The sequence below is a fragment of the Chryseobacterium pyrolae genome, from assembly GCF_025153485.1.
In the GTDB taxonomy this organism is placed as follows: domain Bacteria; phylum Bacteroidota; class Bacteroidia; order Flavobacteriales; family Weeksellaceae; genus Chryseobacterium; species Chryseobacterium antibioticum.
Window position 1 is genome coordinate 398,528 of the sequence record NZ_JANZQH010000002.1, and the last position, 20,892, is coordinate 419,419.

The following is a 20,892-nucleotide window of genomic DNA, read 5'->3' on the forward strand; positions in this document are numbered from 1 at the left end:
TATGATTGGTGGGTCCGGAATACCGGATTGTATTATTTGCTTTGGTTGATATCGACTTTCGTCACACAGTTCTGTTTGTCGTCTAAGTTCACTTTTACGCTCTGGATCACAATATTTTTGTCAAACTGAAGTCCTGCGCAATACATGTAAAAGTTATTAGCCTTACTGTCGCTCACTTTTACTACCGTATTTTCGTTGTTACACAGATACTTATTCAACAGGTAGTTGTAATGCATATTAAAACTGTTTCCGTTCGCAATCTGTTGTAAGTGGTATTTGAAGTCGTCATCCACCTTTTTGTAGGAATCTTCTATCGGTACTTCATCCTGCTCCAGAGAGTTGTAGGCCGGAAGAATTTTAATCATGTGATAAGTAGGCTCCTCTTTTTCATCGGTAAGTAATTTTACACGGTAATCGCCCGGTTTTTTAAAGGAGTAGATGGCCATCTTCTCTTTGGAATCCGTATTTCCCGTTTCGCCAAACTCCCATGCAAACTGAGTGGCTTCTGAAATGGCACGAAACTGTACATTTTCATTCTGCATAGCCTGTGCCGGAGCCTCTATGGTTGTAGCAATTTTAGCGCTGTCTTTCGGCTTCACATATCTGGCCGAAACCATTACAGGAAAAGTCTTGGTATACTTGTTATCAATGATCAGACTTACGGCATAATATCCCGGTTTACTGTAAAAGTGAATTCCTCTGCTTTGGTCAGAAGTTTTCCCGTCGCCAAAATTCCATCTTCTGGTTTTTGCGAACTGGGTCATGTCCTCGAATATAAGTGTATCTCCCACAGATATCGAAGACGGAGAGACGACTCCCACAATATCATCGGCAGAATGAATGACCTTTTTCTGCAGCCATAACGCAACGAGGGCCGCTATAAGCAGCGTTGCGATAACACCAATAATAATGTTCTTTTTGTTTTTTTGAAAATAATTCATAGTTAAGTGATTGTGATGTGTTTATTCCCTGAATGTTTATTTCTTTGGTTACTGGGTCCTTTCTCTCATTGCATTGTTCCTCTCATACAGGCGGTCCTGTGTACTCTTAAAACCAATTCTGCAGTCTTCCAACTGTTGATTGAATTTTTTAATATCTTCTGCGGTCGTAGAAATAACTTTTTTGTCTTCAAAATACATTTTATAGAATTTGGCGATCTGCGGATAGGCATCTTTACGGATATCCACCACATCGGTACTATGAAAATAGCTCGCCAGGCCATTAATCCCATTAAAAATATTATTTTCTACAAAAGGTTCCGGAGCTTTATCTGTGATTTTGCTGATTCTGAGATAGGCACTGTCCATTTCAGGCTGCAAGATTTTTTGGTGGCTTTCAAATTCTGTTTTATGTTGAAGACTCTGTATTCCTCTTACATCTTCATCTGAAAATGGAGACTCAAATCCCTTTAGAAAAATGATTCCAAGGAATATCATGGCTGCTACAAGCATCAGTATTAAATAAAGAAACTGATAATGCCTTTCTTTTTTGGATAATGTAATATGTCCCTGCATATGTTTTCTTTTTTTATTATCTTCTTTTACCTCCTGTGAAATTTCTTGTGGGATCTTTCTTAAGTTGGTTGTTTGCTCTGTCTACCTTTTCCATACATTCTTCAAGATCTCTACGGACGATTCTCTTGTTGTATTCTACCTCTAAAATATCATCCTTCAACTTCAGCATAGGCTCTATCTGTTTCATCAGAACAGCATAATGCTTGAAATTGCTCGTACTGTCTCCTTTTATAAGGAGTTTTACATCAGCTACATCATCCATAATTTTGGTTCGGAGAAAAGTACCATTTTGTACTTTATCGATAGTAAGCTGATTCATCAGTTCATAGATTTTCTCTACATGATCCTTCATAAGATCACTGCGGACCATAAGATCTTTGTAGTCTTGTGCTTCTTTGGTAATTCCTTCTCTTTGTATGCTATAACTCTTAAAAAAGAGAAATAAACACGTAAAAGACACCACAGAGAGAACGGCGAAAGATAGAATAAACTTCCAAATGCCTATTCTGACGTCAGATTTGTTTAATTTTTTTTCCCTGGTAGTAGACATATTTTTGCGATTTGTTTGGCCTGTGAAAATATAAAAAAAAAAATTTATGTACAATACGTATTTTCCCCAAGGAAATTTCGTGAAAACCCCATTTAACCTAAGTTTAATTTCAACTTTCATAAGTTTTTCTTAATTTAGGCCTCTGAATTTTAAATATCTTACACCAAATCGATATTAAAAGTGAGTAAACTATTATCAAATACAGTCCGGTTTTCCATAGCAGACAGTGATTTCTACTTTAAGAAGATCATGATCAAAACGCTTATGGAAAATCCCTTCTATATGCTTCTGAATGACTGTAACAACGGGCATGAGCTTGTGAACAGGATTTACAGGAGACAGGAAGATGTATTTATCATAGAACTCTTTATGCCGGTACTCAGCGGTATAGAAGCCATCAAATACATCCGGAAAAACAACGAGGAAACTCCCATTGTCACTTATTCCAATACCTACCAGGAAGATATGGCTGAGATCCTTTCTAAAATCCCCAACATCTATTACTGCCAGAAAAAGAGCAATATCATCAAAGATATTATCAAAGGCAGCATTGCTTCTGAAGGCTTCGATTACGAACAGTATTCTAAAGAATGGGAACAGCAGCCACTGGCAGTGCAGAACTACATGGAACGGCAGAAAAAAGGCCAGGAAGAGCTCTCTCCTACCGAAATTCAGCTGATGAAATTCTGCTATGAAGGCTATAGCAACAAGGAAATTGCAGAAAAGCTGAATCTGAGCACACGTACGATTGACACCTATATCAATCGTCTTACGGAAAAGCTTGGACTTAAGACAAAACTGCATCTTATCCGTTTCTGTGTAGAGAATGGCTACTACAATTCCAGCATGTAGGCAGATTTAATGTAATATTAATATAGGCTAAACATGAAAACTCTAACTCTTTAAACAAAAATAATTTACCACTAATTTGCTAGTATTCAATTTTTTTAACTAAATTTGCACACCTAAAATTTAAAATTAAAAAAGGAAATGACAAAGGCAGAATTGGTAAACACCATCTCAAATAAGTTGGGAACAGAAAAGAATGAAACACAGAAAGTTGTAGAAGCTTTTATGCAGGAGATCAGGACTTCTATGTATAATGGGGATAACGTTTATCTGAGAGGTTTTGGATCTTTTATCATTAAAACAAGAGCTGCTAAAACAGGAAGAAATATTTCTAAGAACACTGCAATTGAGATTCCTGCTCATAACATTCCTGCTTTCAAACCTTCAAAATCTTTTGTAGAGAAAGTAAAAACTAAAGTCGCAGTAAAATAAAACATTAACTGAATATTAACTAGTTACTAAAAAATTTAAAATTATGCCAAGCGGAAAGAAAAGAAAAAGACACAAGGTTGCAACTCACAAGAGAAAGAAAAGAAGAAGAGCGAACAGACATAAGAAAAAATAATCTCTTTTTCTCGAGATTTACAATATAATAATATAGTTGGTGGTTTTAATTTTTTAAAGATCACTGACTATATTTTTGTTTGCAACCATAAGATTTCAGGGAAAAATAGCGGCTCTTGCAGATATTTTTAAAAAAATAGAGCAATTTCATTCTAAATTCTTATATTTAATATTATTTATTTGCTAAAAAATACGCCAATTCCCTATAATCTTAATAATTTTTATCTTATAACAAAATGAAGAAAGAACTAATAGTTTCGCATGAAGATGATCTTACAAAGATTGCACTACTGGAAGACGGAAGACTATGTGAACTTCATGAACAAGAGGACAAAAGCGAATTTATAGTTGGAGATCTGTTTGTAGGAAGAGTAAAAAAACTGGCACCCAATCTGAATGCCGCATTCGTAAATATAGGATACGATAAGGATGCATTCCTGCATTATCAGGATTTGGGACCTCAGTATCTTACGTACAAAAAGTTTTTAAAAGATACTATTTCTAAAAAACAGAGCGCTTCAAGCTTAAAAAATTTCGAGATACAACCCGAAATAGACAAAAACGGAACCGTAGAGAAAGTCATTGTAAAAGACGATCTCGTTCTGCTTCAGATCACCAAAGAACCCATTTCCACAAAAGGTCCCAGGATCTCTACCCAGGTTTCTCTGACCGGCCGTTTTCTGGTTCTCATCCCTTTCGACAACAAAGTTTCCATTTCTAAAAAAATCAGAACTACTGAGGAAAAAGAAAGACTGAAAACCCTTATCGACAGCATCAAGCCTGAAGGTTTCGGAGTGATCATAAGAACAGTTGCGGAAGGAAAAAAAGTGGCAGACCTTCATAATGATATGAATCAGCTGATCCAGAAATGGGAAAGCACTTTTAGAAACATTCAGAAAAGTAAGGTGCCCGCCAGAGTTTTAAGTGAAGAAGACAAAGCTTCCGCTATTTTAAGGGACAATTTCAACCAGGATTTTGTAAGCATCATCTGTGATGATGAACAAATGGTAGAGGAAATGACTAACTACGTGGAAGTCATAGCCCCGGAAAAAAAGAATATTGTCCAGTTTTATAATTCCCACATTCCTCTTCTGGAATATTATAACGTTGAAAAACAGCTCAAACAGAGTTTTGGAAAACACGTTAATATTCCAAGTTCAAAAGGAGCTTACCTCGTCATTGAACACACAGAAGCACTTCATGTGATCGACGTTAATTCCGGAAATAACATCACAACCGGAAATTCAGCCAATAAAGAACACGCTATGAACGTGAACAAAATGGCAGCAACAGAAATCGCAAGACAATTGCGTCTTCGTGATATGGGTGGCATTATCGTTATTGATTTTATCGACATGCAAAACCCCGACCACAGAAGAGATTTGTTTGAACATTTGAAAGAAGAAATGAAACGTGACAAAGCACGCCACAAAATTCTTCCCCCGAGCAAATTTGGATTGATCCAGATCACAAGACAAAGAAACCGCCCGGAAAAACAGATCGAAACCAAAGAAGAAAACCCGAACAAAGATGGAGAAATCACAGCTCCGATTGTTGTTGTGGAAAGACTGGAAGAAACCATAAGAAATATCATACAGAAGGATAAAGGAAAACTTTATCTGCATGTACATCCTTTCGTGGAAGCTTACCTTACAAAAGGCATCAAAAGCATCCAGATGAAATGGTTTATAAAGTATAAAAAATGGGTAACCATTATTCCACGGGATTCTTTCAAATATTTAGAATACAAGATTTACAATTCGAAAAAAGAAGAATTGATAGGATATTCTAACTAACACAAAATTCTAAACCTCTAGCTTGTCTGGAGGTTTTTTATATTACAAAACTTTGTCTTTCTTAGGAATCCAATCCCCATAATTAAATGTTCAGATTACTAGAAAACAATCAATTAGAGCTTTATACAATTATTATAAACAATTGGATTATTTAATTAAATTAGACTATTGATTTCTAAAGATGAAAAATATATTTACAACTCTATTCCTTCTTGTCATCAATTTGTTTCATGCTCAGGATTCAAATCCAATAAAACTCTTTGATAAAAAGCTCAACCAATTTCTCAATGTAAGGGATTTTTCAGTTTCCGGAGATGGAAATGAGGCTTTTTTCACCATACAAAGTCCTAATCAGGAAATTTCCCAAATTGCCTATATCAAAAAAGAAAAAAACAATTGGTCTGAGCCTCAATTATTACCTTTCAATAATGAATACTCTTATCTGGAACCTTTTTTAGCTGATAGTGGAACCCGATTATATTTTGCTTCTGATCGTCCTTTAGACAGAACAAAAGCAGAAAAAAAAGATTTTGATATATGGTATGTGGAAAGGAAAAATAAAAGTTCAGAATGGTCTGACCCTATCAATATCGGTAAGCCTGTCAATTCTGTCCTGAATGAGTTCTTCCCTACGCTCTCCGATAATAAAAATTTATATTTCACCATGGAATCACCTACAGGCATGGGGAAAGATGATATTTATTTCTGTAAATGGGAAAGCAACAAATATTCTGATCCGAAAATACTGGATGAAAACATCAATAGTAATGGATATGAATTCAATGCTTTTATTTCTAAAAAGGAAAATTTTATACTTTTCACAAAATATAATGAAAAAGGCGGACAGGGAAGCGGGGATCTTTACATTTCCCAAAAAGGCTCTGATGGAAAATGGCAGAAAGCAGAGAATTTGGGGGTTCCCATCAATACCAAGTTCATGGAATACTGCCCTTTTTATGATGAAAAAAACCAGATTTTATACTTTACCAGCAAAAGAAATAATGTATCTCCAAAAAAATTCACAACTCTATCCGATTTTCAGGAATATATTAACGAAGGTGAAAACGGTTTAAGTAAAATTTATAAAATACCTTTTACAATAAAATGATCTTTCTACAATGAGTAAAGAACACCACTATAAAGCAACAATCCACTGGACAGGAAACAAAGGCACAGGCACCAGCAGCTATAGAACCTACGAAAGGAGCCACACTGTCAATATTGAAAATAAAGCGGTTATTGAGGGTTCTTCTGACCCCGCCTTTCGTGGAGATAAAACCAGGCACAATCCTGAAGACATGTTCCTTTCCTCGCTTTCTTCCTGTCATATGCTCTGGTATCTTCATTTTTGTTCTGAAGAAGGAATCATTGTCACCGATTATACAGACGAAGCTACGGGAATTATGACGGAAACCACTGACGGAAGCGGGCATTTCACATCGGTTACTCTACATCCTGCAGTTACTGTTACCGAAGAATCAATGATTAATAAAGCAAAAGAACTTCATCATAAGGCCAGCCAATTTTGTTTTATTGCCCGATCGGTGAATTTTCCAATAAAACATATCCCTACTGTGGCAGTTAAATAATTTTCATTACAGATATAATCCCATAAAAGTCCTTTTGATACTGGGTTTTAACTATGATAACTCTAAAATTTCAATTTAAAACTCCACATAAAGAGATTTATTTATCAAATAATCAATAAAATTTCAATTTTACAATCATTTATTATGTAAAAAATTACAATTATTTGTTATTATTACGTAAAATGTAAAGTTTTTTTTTATATTTTTATATAAACAAAACTAACCATGATGAAACCAAGATTAACCATTTTTGATGAACCACTGCTGTACACAGAAGGTTTATCAAAATTGCTCTCACAGAGCAAAATTTTTAACACGATTGACATTTGTAATTCTTATGAAACCTTATTTGAACAATTAAAAGAAGATCCCCCGGAAATTCTGGTCATAAGCTCCAATATGCTTATGCTTACAGATATTTTCAGACTCGTAGAAGACATTACCTCCACCAACAAAAAAATCAAAATTATTGTCATAGGCAATAGTTATGATATGACTGAGATCCGAAAGCTCTTTAACAAAGGCATAAAAAGCTATCTTGACAAAAACAGCAGATACGATGAATTTCTGAAATCTATCAATGTGTTGCTTTTGAATGAGATCTACATCTGCGACAATGCAAAAGAAAGAATGATCAATTTTATCAGCAGTGAGGAAGGAAAACCCAATCCTCACATCAAAGAACCACTGACACGCAGGGAAATGGAGATCCTTAAACTGATATGTGATGGTTTCAGCAGCAAAGATATTGGTGAAAAACTATTTATAAGCATCAATACTGTAGAAACCCACCGCAAAAGAATTCTTTTAAAATTAAACGCAAAAAATTCCGTCGGAATTGTAAAATACGCCTTAGAAAACCACATTATTGATTGATGAAAACTAATTCAATTCCCTTCCAAAAAAGTCCAAACCTAAGGTTTGGACTTTTTTGGAAGGGAATTGAATTCAACAGTGAATTTTGCGTCTTAAGTGAATGGCGAATTTTTAAGTTCAAGAATCAAGATTTTTAGATATTAGACATTAGACATCAGATTTCAGATTTCAGACATGAGATTTGAGACTTTTAAGTTATTGATTCAATAATTCCCCAACTATCTTAGAATAAAAAACAATCATAATTAACGCTGAACTCATTCACTCCAAAACCCTAGTACTCTCAAATTCTACGATCTCGTACCCTGAAACACTCAAACACAAGGAAATGATCAATCATCATTTGACAATTGACCATTTACTATTCAAAATTCCTTTCTCCTCCTATTCATAATCCGGCATTTCGCCGTTGGTGAAAAGAGAAGCTCTCGAAAGATCTGTCATTGTACTGTTCAGATTAATAACCATCACATTTTTCTGCGAAATATTATCATTAGAGGTATTCATAAAGATCACCTGAGCGTTATTCGGGGAAAATCTAGGATCAAGATCATTGGTTCCCAGCGGCTTTTCGCTCTCCGTAGAAATATCAAAAACCGTATCATTGGTCAGATTATAGATAAAAATATGGGAATCTAGCTGTCGGTAATTTCCGCTTCCGTCCTGGTATCCTGACATATCTCTGGTGTATACAAGCATTTGCCCATCCACAGAGAAGTTCAGTCCGCCTGCCGCTCCCAGAGACCCTGACAAAATGGTTTTCAAAACACTTCCCGTTATATCAATGATGTAAATCTTTGTGCTATAACCGCTGTAATCATTCGTTTTTAAGGCGATTCTGCTGCCATCATAGCTCCAGTCGCATTCAGAGATCATACTGCCATCCGGAGTGGTGTAGACCAGAGTCAGTCCGCTTCCGTCTTTATTAATTCTGTATAATTTATTGAAATTTGAATAGAGGATCTCCTGACCGTTTGTACTCCAGGCAAAATCCATCTCATAATTATTAAAACCTGCAGCAGGGACCGTGGTCACCTTAAAAGGATTGGATCCATCAGGGTTTGCGGTATAAACATGGGTACTTCCGCCTTCGGTGCGCAGAAATGCAATCAGTCCGGCATTATTATTTTTTCTCGGTCGCCAGCTGTTGTATGATGAATTAGTAAACGGAAAACTGTTTCCCTGCTCATCGCTCGACATGATTACAAAATTACCGTTCTGTTTTTGTGTATAATGGTATCGGTTGGCCGGAACCGTATTGGTCGTAAATTTACTGATAGAACTTAAAACTGGCGGGTGAATGCCGTCCGAAACAGACACCTGCCAGAAGTAACTAACACCAAACTTCAAATTTGAAAGCGAATAATGAGTCGCCGTCAAATCATTAACCTGAATCACATGAGTATCTAGGTTATTTTTAATTGTTAAACTATATCTTAAAACATCAGCCGTATCTGGATCCGTAGCGGTCCACGTCAGTTCGACGTTTAAAGGCTGGTTCACCGCATTGTCTACCGGACTTAAGAGCTGCGGTGCGGAAGGAGGAGAATTGAGCGATTCATCATCGTCCATTTCAAAAACCACGGTTACTACCTGGTTCTCATTTTGTATGTTTACCCCCTGAAAATTGGTGATATAACCAGAGAGTTCTGCTTTTACAGAGTAATTTCCTATCGGCATCGCAGCAATTTCGAATGTCCCGTCTGTGCCGCTGAAAACCGTCTGCGTAGTTGGTGCTGTAAAAATTTTCACATTAGAAATAGGCACATTGGTACCCCTTTTTACAACTTTTCCTTTCAATGCTCCTGTCTGAGCCTGTTCCACAAGATCCTCATCACATGAAAACAGACAAAAAATAAGGATGAATATGCTGAGTATTTTGATTAAAGTTTTCATAGTTCATGTTTTTATTTGTTTCCAAGGTAAAAATTGATTCCCAGTGCAAACCGGAGTGCCTGATCTTTTCTTTTTCCATTGACCAAACCTTCCCAGTTATCTTTAAAACCGATATCATACTGTGACGAAGCCCGGATCGCGGTATTACTTCCGATCATGTATTCCAATCCGCCGCCAACCTGGCCTTTGTACTCAGGTTTATATTTTGAAAACATAGCTCCCATTCCACCATAAACGTATGGGCTGAATCTGTATTTTGGGAACAGAAGAAATTCAAGATTGAGCTCAGGAACTATATAATTTCTTTTAATAATATTTTGATTCTCTAAAGTAAAATAGCTGGCACTGGTTTCAATATTGAAGTTGGGACTTATAAAATATTTGACCCCCACTTTCCCACCTACATTCATTTTAGGATTTACATAATCATCTTTGATCTTCTGTGCTTCCACATTGGCAAAAAAGGAAATTTTCTGTCTGTAGTTTTCCGGAAACTTATTGCCTACTGTTCTGCCTGTATTTTCTTCCTGCTCTTTATTATAATCATTGATCAGAGCCTGAGAGTCTGTTAAATTTTCAGATGCTTTCCCCCATATTTTATCCCTGATCCCTTCAATGATCAAAGACCTTACGGCTTTCTCGATGGCTTCGGTTACAGCAAGCTGCACAGGTTCGTTTTGAGTAAGACCGACTTCTGCTTCCAGAAGTCTTTCTGTATCAATATATCTGAAAAAGCTTCCGTTGACGCTAGTGGAAAGAATCGTTTTGGAAATGTAAACGGTTTTGAGAATTTCGCCGTTAAGCGTTGAAACGGCACGCAGATAAATCGTGATTCTGTCCTGGCGGTATTGTGTAGAAGCGCCTATTCCAAAGTATCTGGCTCCGAGGCCCCCTGTCATCACATTGCTGTCATAAGAGATCACCCCACCTTCAAGAAGAATTCCTGCATAGAGAAGAGGGGGAAGCGCCTGGCTGTTTTTATCGACATCTTTGTTGTATTCCTGTCTTGTAGACCGGATGATCTGTCTTTCGTTCAACAGATTGGCAATATTCTCTCTTTCGATTGGGATAAACCATCGGCTGTCCTCAAGTGCTTTGATGAGAATGGTTGTGGTCCCCTGTGGAACAGCTGTACTCCAGTTATTCCCGTTTTCTGAGGGTTTATACTGGCCGGTCTGGTCTCTGAATTTATAGACGCCTATTACGATTTTTTCTTTGGGAAGAGGAAGGTTCCTCAATTCTGCAGTAGAGGGTGTGAGCTCTCCCATGGTGGATCTTTCGGGATCGGAAGGAAGACCCAGGATCGAACTGCAGGCCTGCATTAAGCACAGGAGGAATGTACAGAAAAAAATTCTGGTGTAAGTGTAAGTTCTCATGGTAAGTTTGGTTTTTAGTTATTTTTTACTTTGGAATTACGATCTCGGACTGATCGCCTGAACTGGTATCCAAAATATTGATCAAAAGTCCCTGGGCTGTTGTAGTGATCTGCAGATAAAGCGAACCGAAAAGATAATTTCCGGGCTTTATGCTACCTTCCCCGAACTGCTCTTCAAACAATTTCCTGGACAGCTCACTCAGTATCTGCCTGTTGAGGCTCTGGCTGAAACTGTCCAGAGAGTTAACGCTATCGAGCAAACTGCTGTAATCATCTTTTTCATCAAATTGATTCTGGGCATTTGCTGAACTTAAAAGCCACTGGTAATTGAAGGTATCACCTCCGAATGCCGGATTGATGGGCTTATAAACGAGCTGCTGAGATTTTCCGGAGAAAATACCCGCAATAAAGATTAAAATAATGATAAAAGTTTTCATGGCGGACGTTTTTAGTAGATAAATTCATTTTTAATGAGGTTTTTCTTTACATTAAATTCTTTGATATATTTTAAGCTGGCTGCCAGCTGTTCTTTCAGATAGTCTTCGTTTGGATTGGTCATAAAACTGTAAATCACTTTATCATCGATCTGGATGCTGATCTGGCCGCTGGTACCGCGAAGAGGAAGCTCAGAAATGGTAACTGCACCGCTGCTTTTATCAGGAATTTGGCTGTATTGAAGATAAAAAATATCGTAAAAGTCTTTTCCAACCTTTGTTTTGGTCTCGTCAATAGTAAGTCCTTTCAACTCAAATACGGCGTCTTCTTCCACTTTGGCTGTTTTCTTTTTGAACAGATCATTGTTGATTTCCAGGCTGTCTTTAGCGATCAGTTTCTGGGTTTCTTCATCTCTTACATACAGAAAGGCTTTGAGGGCATCTTTAGATTCAAGATTGACATTGATCTCAGATAAAACTTTTACTTCATTAGGATTGATTGAAAATTTTCCGCTCTGCTGGTTGTTGGACAGATTTCCGGATTTTCCTTTTTTAATAGAAATCAACAGGTAATTCAATTCTTTGTAAACCGGAGTATTATTGGTGATAAGAGCTTTCAGCTTTATCTGGTTTTCCAGGATGCTGCTTTCTATCCTGGCGTTCACTTTTTTATCTTCCTGCCCATCAACCAATGCAGACAGGAAGATAAATAAAGTGCACATACTCAAGGAATATAAAAGTTTCATCACTTGCGTTTTTAATAATTTCTCATGAAAATTGTCCTGTTGTCCCCTTTTACATGGATCTGCATGCCGTCTGACACGCTGTTGCTTCCGGTAACATCAATGATATTGTTATTTCCCTCTGCAGTAACCGCAGTTTTGGTTTCTTTATCTGTAAATGAATTGATAAAATAAAGCGTATTATAATCTCCAAGCTGCTGGATAGCAATATTTGTTTTAGCATTAAGAGAAAGTTCCGCGTTATTGTGATCTCCGATCTGTATAATATGGGAACCATAAAGTCCCTGTTCTGTCTGCTGTCTGGAGATAAGATCGAGAACTGTACTGCTGTTGACTTTGTCCCAGTCTATCTGCTGTGCCCGTACACCCAGTACTGCGAAAAGTGTAAAGGCACCCCACCCCAGTTTAAACATGGTATTAATTTTTAATAAAGGTACACGAATAGAGTATTTGGAAAAACACACCCAGCAGGTAGATATATAAAATCACGGTTTCTGGGTATGATTATCTTTTTAAAGCTTAAAAAAGGAGAAAACCGCAGCTTCTCCTTTTATACTAGATTATAATACATTGAATTAATTGGATTGGTTGACTATCATTGAGTTTCCGTTACCCATCTGAGTTCCTACATGAATGTGAGAATCTCCACTTTGGGCTACCCAGGTAAAGTTATTGTTACCCATTTGAACATCAACTGCTGTATTGGAATCTCCTAACTGAATCTGGTACAATTGGTTACTGTTTCCAATCTGTACTCCCAGAGCCATATTGTCTTCCCCGATCTGAACTGCAGCAGCGATATTATTATTACCTACCTGATCATTTGTCGCGCTGTTATCATTACCATCCTGATATTGTACCAAAAGGTTGTCATTACCTACCTGAAGACCGCTTGCAGCATTTCTTCTTCCAAGCTGAATCTGATAAGCGTCATTTCCATTACCTAACTGAATAGCAGAAGCATCATTTCTTCTTCCATCCTGGTATTGTACCACTGCGTTTCCTATACCCAACTGTAAAGAAGATGTTTCATTTCTTCTTCCGATCTGAGTTTGTTCTGTAGAGTTGAATGCACCAAACTGCCAGGTTACTGCAGAGTTTCTGTTTCCCATTTGGCTTACGTCATTTGTATTGCCGAGACCTGTTTGGTCTACATCAATTGAGTTTCTGTTTCCGATACTTTCAGCAGTATTAATATTCAGAATACCTACCTGATCGATATCTGCCGTGTTACGGTTTCCATCCTGAGTTAAAGAGTTGATGTTCAAAAGACCTGTCTGATCAACAGTAGCAACATTCAAGTTTCCAATCTGGGCAGTAACATCAATATTTGATTGTGCAAAGCTGAAACTCATGGCCATTAGTGTAAATACACCTGTGATAAAGTTTTTCATTTTGATAAAAATTAATTGGTTAATAGTATGACAAAGGTATATGCTAAACCAAAATGAAAAACCACTGCTAAAGTGTAAATTTTAAAAATCACTGTTTACCGTTTTGAATGTAACTGTTTCCCGTTTCCTTTGAATCATGTATTTCAGTTACGTGAAAATACGGTACACTACACCCGTTATTTCCACATAAACACATACAATAACTCTAATTTTTCAATCTAATAATTTTGCGGCTTTTCTAATTTTTTTAATCATCAAATTTTTTACTCATTACATTTTCAACCCTGCATCAATGGTTAATTAATGTTAATGGCTATTCTTTTCTTCAGTATATATTGCTAAATTTGAGCTATGGAAAGTTTTGGAAAAGATTTATTGAGGAAAATTACAAACGTAGAACTGCCCGGAGTCAATGCTCATGGTGTATTTTCACCGCCTTCCCGTCCTGTATTTACGTATGATGAAGTATTAGCAAAAAATCCAAAATTTGCAGCGGTTAATATTGTCTTGTATTTAAAAGACAATGAATGGTATTTCCCGTTAATTCAGAGAACCATCAACGAACATGACAGGCACAGCGGACAGATCTCGCTACCCGGTGGGAAACGTGAAGAATTGGACAGGGACTTTGCAGAAACCGCAGTACGTGAAACTTCGGAGGAGATAGGAATCGACAAGCATTATATTAGGGTCATCAGAGAAATGTCTCCTATTTATGTTCCACCGAGTAATTTTTATGTATATCCCTATATTTCATATACTAAAAAGAACCCTCTTTTCGTTCTCCAGCAAAGCGAGGCAGTAGAAACTATAGAATTTCCTATTACTTCTTTCCTCAGTCTTCCGGATAATCCGGAGATGATGGAGCTACCAAGTACTGCCGGACATGAAGTTCCGGTCATTAATTTCAACGGATATATAATCTGGGGAGCTACAGCAATGATATTGAGCGAGTTTAGCCAGTTGTTGAAAAAAATGTAACTTTGCACTACCGTGTTTAATAGAGAAATGGCGAAGAAAAATATTTTCACCGATGCATTCGGAACACCTTATTTTTTAAAAAGGTTTATCATTTTTATTTTAGGAATTGTATCCTACAGAAGGTTCAACGGCTTTAATAAACTGAAGATAACCGGTACAGAACACCTTGTGGATCTTCCGGATTCCAACGTGCTTTTTGTGTGTAACCATCAGACCTACTTTGCAGATGTAGCAGCAATGTATCATGCATTCTGTGCTGTAAACAATGGATATCTGGACACCATCAAAAATCCGATCTACCTGCTTAACCCAAAGATCGATTTTTACTATGTCGCAGCAGAAGAAACCATGAATAAAGGGATTCTTCCGAAGATCTTCAAGATCGCCGGTGCTGTAACGGTAAAAAGAACCTGGAGAGCAGAAGGTAAGAACGTCAACAGAATGGTAGATCTTACCGAAGTTGACAATATTATGAAAGCCTTAGACAACGGCTGGGTAGCTACTTTCCCTCAAGGTACTACCTCTGCTTTTGCACAAGGACGAAGAGGAACAGCCAAGCTGGTCAAAAACCAACGCCCAATCGTGATTCCTATCAAAATCAACGGTTTCAGAAGGGCATTTGACAAGAAAGGCCTCCGTGTAAAGGTAACAGGCGTAAAACCTACCATGGAGTTCAAACCCCCTCTGGATATAGATTACGACAATGAAAAAGCGCCAGAAATTTTATTGAAAATTATGACTGCCATTGAGCAGACAGAAGATTTCAATGTACTACACAATTATGATGAAGAACTTAAAGCTAAAAAATTAGAACAAAAGGATTCAAATAATTAAAGTAAGTAAAAAATTATGAACAAAATATTAGGGATCTTATTCGCGGTCATAGTATTAGTTTCGTGTAACAGTCAGAAAGTATATTCAGATTTTGATATCAGCTATTCCAGAAACGGAGGGCTTAGTCCTGTGTACGAGAACCTGTTGATTAAAGGTAACAATGCACATTACTCTTTCGAAGGGCAAGGGAAAAAGCACAAACAGGATTTCAAAATTTCTGATGAAGATTTAAAGAAACTGGACCAGACCCTTTCTCAAAATAATTTCAGAAGGATAGAGGAAGACCGTAAAAAACTGTATGATAACATTACCACTTCTATCAATATAAAGAAAGGTTCTAATGAAGGGAGTAAGACAGATGCAAGCATGATAATGCCCAATTTCACAACGAACTGGACCAACATTCTGACTGCTTTCCAGGAGATCATTAATAACAATGTAAAAAACAATAAATAAAGTTGAAAACCCACTTCATTGCTATCGGCGGAAGCGCCATGCATAATCTTGCTATTGCATTAAAAGACAAAGGATATCAGGTAACAGGTTCAGATGACGCTATTTTTGAGCCTTCAAAATCCAGATTGGAAAAGAAAGGAATTTTGCCTCAGGAAATGGGCTGGTTCCCGGAAAAGATAACGGCAGATATTGATGCGATTATTCTTGGAATGCATGCCCATCAGGACAATCCTGAGCTGGCAAGAGCAAAAGAACTGGGTCTGAAAATTTATTCATATCCTGAATTTCTTTACGAACAGTCAAAAAACAAAACAAGAGTAGTTATCGCCGGATCACATGGTAAGACAACGATTACCTCCATGATTCTTCACGTGCTGAACTTTCACCAGAAAGATGTAGATTTTATGGTGGGAGCCCAACTGGAAGGTTTCGACTGTATGGTAAAACTGACTCAGGACAACGATTTTATGGTACTGGAAGGTGATGAATACCTTTCCTCTCCTATCGATCTCCGTTCAAAGTTTCTTCTGTACCAGCCGAATATTGCTTTAATGAGCGGTATCGCATGGGATCACATCAATGTATTCAAAACTTTTGATGACTATATCGAGCAGTTCAGAAAATTTGTAGCAAGCATTACTCCCGGTGGTGTTCTGGTGTACAATGAAGAAGATACCGAAGTCGTAAAAGTAGTGGAAGCAGCTGAAAATTACTTCAGAAAAATCCCTTATAAAACCCCTGAATATGAGATCAGCAACGGAAAAGTTTATCTGAAAACTGAAATGGGCGATGTTCCACTTTCTGTTTTTGGGGCGCATAACCTGCTGAATATGGAGGGAGCAAGACATATCTGCCGTCAGCTGGGGATTATGGATGAGGATTTCTACGAAGCTATTATGAGTTTCAAAGGAGCATCCAAACGTCTTGAAAAAGTGGAAAGAGCAGATAAAGGAACGCTTTATAAAGATTTCGCTCATGCACCGAGTAAGGTAAAAGCTGCAGTAAAAGCTTTCTGTGAACAGTTTAAAAAGGAAAAGAAATATGGTTTCTTAGAACTTCATACGTATTCAAGCTTAAATCCGGTTTTTCTTGAACAATACGATCATGCCATGGATGGCTTGGATGAAGCGGTAGTTTTCTACTCTGAAGATGCTTTAAAAATCAAAAGAATGGATCCTATTTCTCCTGAACTGATCAAAGAAAAGTTCAAAAACGAAGGATTAAGAGTATTTACCAACGCTGAAGAGCTTCATGCTTATTGGGAAACTTTAGACAAAGCTCATGGTGTTTTCCTGATGATGAGTTCGGGTAACTTCGGAGGTTTGGATCTGACGAAATAAATTTGAAAAAGAGTTGATCTGATCATGAAGAAACATAATTAGATTTTCCAAATAGAATAAAAATCCTTTCATACAGATGAAGGGATTTTCTTTTTGGTGTTTGTATCATTACGGTTTAGGATTCTTTTTCAGCTGCCTCAATAAGTTTTGTCAAAATATCTTCCGTAGAAAACATACTGTACTCATGAATCGACTGTCCCGTCCAAATGCCTACAAAATCTGCATTTTGTAAAGTTTTCGAAACTCTACGCAGCTCATTCGTTAGTTTATTCTGGTAAGGATAGGGCATGATGTACTCTGAATTTTCGATGTTTTTGATAAACTTATTTTTAATGCCTCTCGCGTACCGTCCTGAAAAGCTTCTGGTCAGTACGATATCTTTCTCGGTCACATTTTTAAGCCTTTCTTTTTCAAACGGGTTCAGTCCGCTTTCCTGTGATGCCAGTAGAATACTTCCTACCTGAAATCCCTTTGCTCCAAGTTCTTTTGCCGCCCTTAAAGTTTTTCCATTATAAATTCCTCCGGCATAGATCAGCGGGGCTTTTACATGGTCATAAACTTCAGAAAGCAGGGATATTCCTCCAATCTGTGGAATATTCTCAGCATCAAAACTTCCTCTGTGTCCGCCGGCTTCAATTCCCTGAACACAGATCAAATCGATTCCGGATTTCTCCAAAACCAATGCTTCTTCCAATGAAGTACAGGTACCAATAAGAATGACTCCGTTTTCTTTCAGTTTTTGAATGCTATTATCATCCAGATTCCCAAAAGTAAAACTGAGTATTTTACATCCCTCTTCAATAATGGCGTCTACCTGCTCATGGTAACTGTTTACTTTAAGATCTTCAAGATCCGGTAGCGTAACCTCTATATTATTTTCCTTCGCCAGCTGGGTGATGAACTGTTTAGCTTTACTATATTTTTCCTTCAGAGTATCCGTAATTTCGGGAATATGGTGAACAAAGATGTTCGCAGCAAACGGTTGATCAGTCAGTTTTTGAGTTTCCCTGATGAGTTCAACAGATTGATCGGGTGAAAGATCGGCCAATGCCAATGATCCCAGACATCCAGCTCTTGCAGCAGCGGCAGTCATATGCGGACTGCTTACTCCAAACATCGGAGCCTGAATCACAGGGTATTTGATAGAGAGTATCTTACTGATGGTGTCTGGCCAAAACATAGGAATTATTTTATCTAAAATTTACGAAAAACCAAGAATACATTTGTTGGGAAAAGCATGATATTGCTCAAGTCCTTTATACTCTTGTAAAATTAAAAATCATCCTGTCTGCAGTTTTAATAGCAAATGCATCAGATTTCCTTACTTTTCCGGAGTTCTTTGTAATGCTTTTTTGTATCCGGATCCAGTTTTTCTATCGCGTAAGAAAATGTGGCAGCAGGCATCGTTTTAACATACTGATCAAGAAAATGATGTAGTCTTTTGGGATTTTTCTTTCCGGCCTCTCTTATCCAGCTCCCAACGGCTTTGTTTACTAATTCATTAAGATCATGAACAAGGATTTCAGCAATATTAAAGGTATCTTCAGTATCATTGTTCCTGATAAAAGCATGGGTACTCACCACTGCGGTTCTTCTTTCCCATGGGTTTTCAGATTCAGCCAGTTTATATAAAATATCTCTTGGCCTGTCAGCTAAATATTCACCGACGATGTTCCGCGCTCCCCGGTCTACAAAATCCCAGTTGTTCAAACGGTCATGACGATTTAAATACAGATCAAAAAGCTGTTTTTTCCTTTCTTCCGTCGTTTTTTTATTTCCGGCCTGAAAATCCATGATACTCACCGCCCCCATTCTCACTTCATAAAAATCACTATCGAGAAGCATATTAATCTCTTCCAGTGGCATTTCCGAGAATTCTTTTGCTGTAGTAAAAACATCCCCGAATTTCACGCCAAAAGGTCGGGTAATATCGTCATTTCCTTTGAAAAATCTTTCAACCTTATCCATTTCCTTCTCATTCCTGAAAGTTGATAGTTTTTCTATGAATTGTGCTGCGGTCATGGTTTTTATTTAAAATTAAAAAAAATCTCCCGCAAATTAAACTGATTCAGCAGATGTTTGTATTAAAAATCTGGAGTATCCTTTTGATCTGCGGGAGAAAATATAATGATATTCGATTAAATATCTGCTACCACTTTAAGCATTTTCTCTTCCCAATCAGGATCTTTCGGATCAAAGAACAGTCTTTTCCCTGTGTCTAATGAGCGAATAATATTCATTTCCTCATCTCCCAGTTCGAAATCAAAAACATTAAAGTTCTCTTCAATTCTGGAAGGCGTCACCGATTTTGGAATCACAACAAATCCTTCCTGAAGGTGCCATCTTAAAATCACCTGAGCCACTGTTTTATTATATTTTTCAGCGATTGCTTTTAATTGAGTATTGTTCAGAAGATCCGCATTTCCGTTTCCAAGCGGACTCCACGGCTGTGTGATGATGTTATTTTCTCTATCATACACCTGAAGTTCTTTCTGCTGGAAAACCGGGTGCAGTTCGATCTGATTGATCACCGGAAGCACGGTTGAATTCGCTTTTAATTCTTCTAATTTCTCTACCGTAAAGTTACATACCCCAATCGCTTTGATCTTTCCTTCACTGTACAGCTCTTCCAAAGCTTTCCAGCTTCCCAGAAAATCTCCATAAGGCCAGTGGATCAGGTACATATCCAGATAATCCATCTGCAGTCTTTCCAGTGTTCTTTGAAATGCTTTTTTGGTGTGTTCATAGCCATGATCCTGAACCCATACTTTTGAAGTGATAAACAGTTCATCTCTGCTGACACCGCTGTCTTTTACCGCCTGACCTACTGCTGTTTCATTCTGATAAATAGCCGCTGTATCGATCATTCTGTACCCCGTCTGAATAGCTTTCACAACTGCACTTTCACATTCATTCAGGTTTTCCATCTGCCAAACTCCAAATCCTAAAGCCGGAATATCCACTCCATTATTTAAGGTCACTACAGGCTGCCCTGCATAGGTTTTATTTTGCATAATTTTTTAATTTCAATTTTAATATTAATGTATAGCCTAACAAATTTGCGATAAAAAATTGGCATTTCCGCTTACCATTTTTACTGTTTTCAAAGTATTCAGAGACTGTTGGTAAGTGTTTTATACTACCCACAAAATCCACCTCTTAAAAAAAAGGGGAATTGCTACTTCTCCAAAATACCCATCTTTCTAACCTCTAACTTCTAGTTTCTAAAATCAAATTTTCCCTATTTTTGCAGAAACCCCAAACAATGTCACATCCAATCCGATTGGCGCATGCCGAAGATTATCCGAGAATTATGGAGATATGGGAATCTGCCGTAAAAGCAACTCATCATTTCCTCGCTGAAGAAGATTTCGAGTATTTCAAAGAAGTGATTCCCAGAGATTATCTTCCGAATCTGGAAGTATATGTAATAACAGAAAATAGGATTGCAGAAGGTTTTGCCGCTGTAGCTGAGGGTAATCTTGAAATGCTTTTCATCCATAACGAATCCCGCAGAAAAGGATTGGGCAGAACGTTGTATGAATTTATGAAAGACAAAACAGGTTTAACAAAAGTAGACGTCAACGAACAGAATCCTCAAGCCATTGGGTTTTATGAAAAAATGGGTTTCAGACAGATCGGAAGATCAGAAAAAGACGGTTCCGGAAAAGACTATCCTATTATTCATATGAGCCTGTAAA

General features: G+C 37.4%; 23 protein-coding genes. 11 read left to right on the forward strand and 12 right to left on the reverse strand.

Annotated features, from left to right (window positions below; translation table 11 throughout):
• Positions 1-32: 32 nt before the first annotated feature.
• The 3 genes from NZD88_RS05115 to tssO are packed head-to-tail and all read right to left on the reverse strand — an operon-like array spanning position 33 to position 2,064.
• Positions 33-941, reverse strand: a complete 909-nt coding sequence (locus NZD88_RS05115; protein ID WP_259827927.1) for a PKD domain-containing protein — start codon at positions 939-941, stop codon at positions 33-35.
• A gap of 48 nt (positions 942-989) precedes the next feature.
• Positions 990-1,514 carry a type VI secretion system transmembrane protein TssO gene (locus NZD88_RS05120; RefSeq protein WP_259827929.1) on the reverse strand — a complete coding sequence of 175 codons (525 nt, stop codon included), beginning with the start codon at positions 1,512-1,514 and terminating at the stop codon, positions 990-992.
• 16 nt (positions 1,515-1,530) lie between these two features.
• A complete protein-coding gene (gene tssO, locus NZD88_RS05125) occupies positions 1,531-2,064 on the reverse strand; it encodes a type VI secretion system transmembrane protein TssO (protein ID WP_259827930.1) in 534 nt (177 codons plus the stop codon).
• A gap of 180 nt (positions 2,065-2,244) precedes the next feature.
• On the opposite strand from tssO, the gene NZD88_RS05130 reads away from it, so the two are divergent.
• The 6 genes from NZD88_RS05130 (at position 2,245) to NZD88_RS05155 (ending at position 7,738) form a co-directional block, all read left to right on the forward strand.
• Entirely contained in the window at positions 2,245-2,916 is a 672-nt protein-coding gene (locus tag NZD88_RS05130; RefSeq protein WP_259827932.1) for a response regulator transcription factor, read from the forward strand.
• Positions 2,917-3,054: 138 nt separating this feature from the next.
• The gene (locus NZD88_RS05135; protein ID WP_002984212.1) at positions 3,055-3,345 is read left to right on the forward strand and encodes an HU family DNA-binding protein; all 291 of its coding nucleotides are present in this window, start codon (positions 3,055-3,057) and stop codon (positions 3,343-3,345) included.
• 368 nt (positions 3,346-3,713) lie between these two features.
• The gene (locus NZD88_RS05140; protein WP_169235577.1) at positions 3,714-5,273 is read left to right on the forward strand and encodes an Rne/Rng family ribonuclease; all 1,560 of its coding nucleotides are present in this window, start codon (positions 3,714-3,716) and stop codon (positions 5,271-5,273) included.
• Positions 5,274-5,454: 181 nt separating this feature from the next.
• Positions 5,455-6,381 (forward strand): hypothetical protein, encoded by a 927-nt coding sequence (locus tag NZD88_RS05145; protein WP_259827957.1) that lies wholly within the window; start codon positions 5,455-5,457, stop codon positions 6,379-6,381.
• A gap of 10 nt (positions 6,382-6,391) precedes the next feature.
• Positions 6,392-6,862 carry an OsmC family protein gene (locus NZD88_RS05150; RefSeq protein ID WP_259827959.1) on the forward strand — a complete coding sequence of 157 codons (471 nt, stop codon included), beginning with the start codon at positions 6,392-6,394 and terminating at the stop codon, positions 6,860-6,862.
• Positions 6,863-7,087: 225 nt separating this feature from the next.
• Positions 7,088-7,738 carry a response regulator transcription factor gene (locus tag NZD88_RS05155; protein WP_259827961.1) on the forward strand — a complete coding sequence of 217 codons (651 nt, stop codon included), beginning with the start codon at positions 7,088-7,090 and terminating at the stop codon, positions 7,736-7,738.
• A gap of 384 nt (positions 7,739-8,122) precedes the next feature.
• Here the strand turns inward: NZD88_RS05155 and NZD88_RS05160 are convergent, their stop codons facing one another.
• From NZD88_RS05160 to NZD88_RS05185, 6 genes are all read right to left on the reverse strand, one after another.
• The gene (locus NZD88_RS05160) at positions 8,123-9,634 is read right to left on the reverse strand and encodes a carboxypeptidase-like regulatory domain-containing protein (RefSeq protein WP_259827962.1); all 1,512 of its coding nucleotides are present in this window, start codon (positions 9,632-9,634) and stop codon (positions 8,123-8,125) included.
• Positions 9,635-9,645: 11 nt separating this feature from the next.
• Positions 9,646-11,010, reverse strand: coding sequence for a CsgG/HfaB family protein (locus NZD88_RS05165; protein ID WP_259827964.1), 1,365 nt, complete (start codon positions 11,008-11,010; stop codon positions 9,646-9,648).
• Between the two features lie 25 nt (positions 11,011-11,035).
• Entirely contained in the window at positions 11,036-11,446 is a 411-nt protein-coding gene (locus tag NZD88_RS05170; RefSeq protein WP_259827965.1) for a curli production assembly/transport component CsgF, read from the reverse strand.
• 11 nt (positions 11,447-11,457) lie between these two features.
• Positions 11,458-12,189: a CsgE family curli-type amyloid fiber assembly protein gene (locus NZD88_RS05175; protein ID WP_259827966.1), complete on the reverse strand. Its 732-nt coding sequence runs from the start codon at positions 12,187-12,189 to the stop codon at positions 11,458-11,460.
• An 11-nt stretch (positions 12,190-12,200) separates the two neighbouring features.
• Positions 12,201-12,599 carry a hypothetical protein gene (locus tag NZD88_RS05180; RefSeq protein WP_259827968.1) on the reverse strand — a complete coding sequence of 133 codons (399 nt, stop codon included), beginning with the start codon at positions 12,597-12,599 and terminating at the stop codon, positions 12,201-12,203.
• A 162-nt stretch (positions 12,600-12,761) separates the two neighbouring features.
• Positions 12,762-13,580 (reverse strand): hypothetical protein, encoded by an 819-nt coding sequence (locus NZD88_RS05185; protein ID WP_259827970.1) that lies wholly within the window; start codon positions 13,578-13,580, stop codon positions 12,762-12,764.
• Between the two features lie 351 nt (positions 13,581-13,931).
• Between NZD88_RS05185 and NZD88_RS05190 the strand changes: the two genes are divergently transcribed.
• From NZD88_RS05190 to NZD88_RS05205, 4 genes are read left to right on the forward strand one after another with little or no spacing between them, the layout of a single operon-like run.
• Entirely contained in the window at positions 13,932-14,561 is a 630-nt protein-coding gene (locus NZD88_RS05190; RefSeq protein WP_259827972.1) for an NUDIX hydrolase, read from the forward strand.
• Between the two features lie 27 nt (positions 14,562-14,588).
• On the forward strand, positions 14,589-15,395 hold the full coding sequence (locus NZD88_RS05195; protein WP_259827974.1) for a lysophospholipid acyltransferase family protein: 807 nt from the start codon (positions 14,589-14,591) through the stop codon (positions 15,393-15,395).
• Between the two features lie 15 nt (positions 15,396-15,410).
• Positions 15,411-15,851, forward strand: a complete 441-nt coding sequence (locus NZD88_RS05200; RefSeq protein WP_259827976.1) for a hypothetical protein — start codon at positions 15,411-15,413, stop codon at positions 15,849-15,851.
• Positions 15,852-15,853: 2 nt separating this feature from the next.
• Positions 15,854-17,191 (forward strand): UDP-N-acetylmuramate--L-alanine ligase, encoded by a 1,338-nt coding sequence (locus tag NZD88_RS05205; protein ID WP_259827977.1) that lies wholly within the window; start codon positions 15,854-15,856, stop codon positions 17,189-17,191.
• 115 nt (positions 17,192-17,306) lie between these two features.
• On the opposite strand, the gene NZD88_RS05210 is transcribed toward NZD88_RS05205, so the two are convergent.
• The 3 genes from NZD88_RS05210 to NZD88_RS05220 all read right to left on the reverse strand — a co-directional run bounded on the left by NZD88_RS05210 (position 17,307) and on the right by NZD88_RS05220 (position 20,205).
• Positions 17,307-18,371 carry an NAD(P)H-dependent flavin oxidoreductase gene (locus NZD88_RS05210; protein WP_259827979.1) on the reverse strand — a complete coding sequence of 355 codons (1,065 nt, stop codon included), beginning with the start codon at positions 18,369-18,371 and terminating at the stop codon, positions 17,307-17,309.
• A gap of 131 nt (positions 18,372-18,502) precedes the next feature.
• On the reverse strand, positions 18,503-19,213 hold the full coding sequence (locus NZD88_RS05215; protein ID WP_259827980.1) for a DNA alkylation repair protein: 711 nt from the start codon (positions 19,211-19,213) through the stop codon (positions 18,503-18,505).
• A 116-nt stretch (positions 19,214-19,329) separates the two neighbouring features.
• The gene (locus tag NZD88_RS05220; protein WP_259827982.1) at positions 19,330-20,205 is read right to left on the reverse strand and encodes an aldo/keto reductase; all 876 of its coding nucleotides are present in this window, start codon (positions 20,203-20,205) and stop codon (positions 19,330-19,332) included.
• Positions 20,206-20,456: 251 nt separating this feature from the next.
• Here NZD88_RS05220 and NZD88_RS05225 point away from each other — a divergent pair, with 251 nt between their 5' ends.
• Complete coding sequence (locus NZD88_RS05225; RefSeq protein WP_259827985.1) at positions 20,457-20,891, forward strand: GNAT family N-acetyltransferase; 435 nt, start codon at positions 20,457-20,459, stop codon at positions 20,889-20,891.
• The last annotated feature ends 1 nt before the right edge of the window (position 20,892 follow it).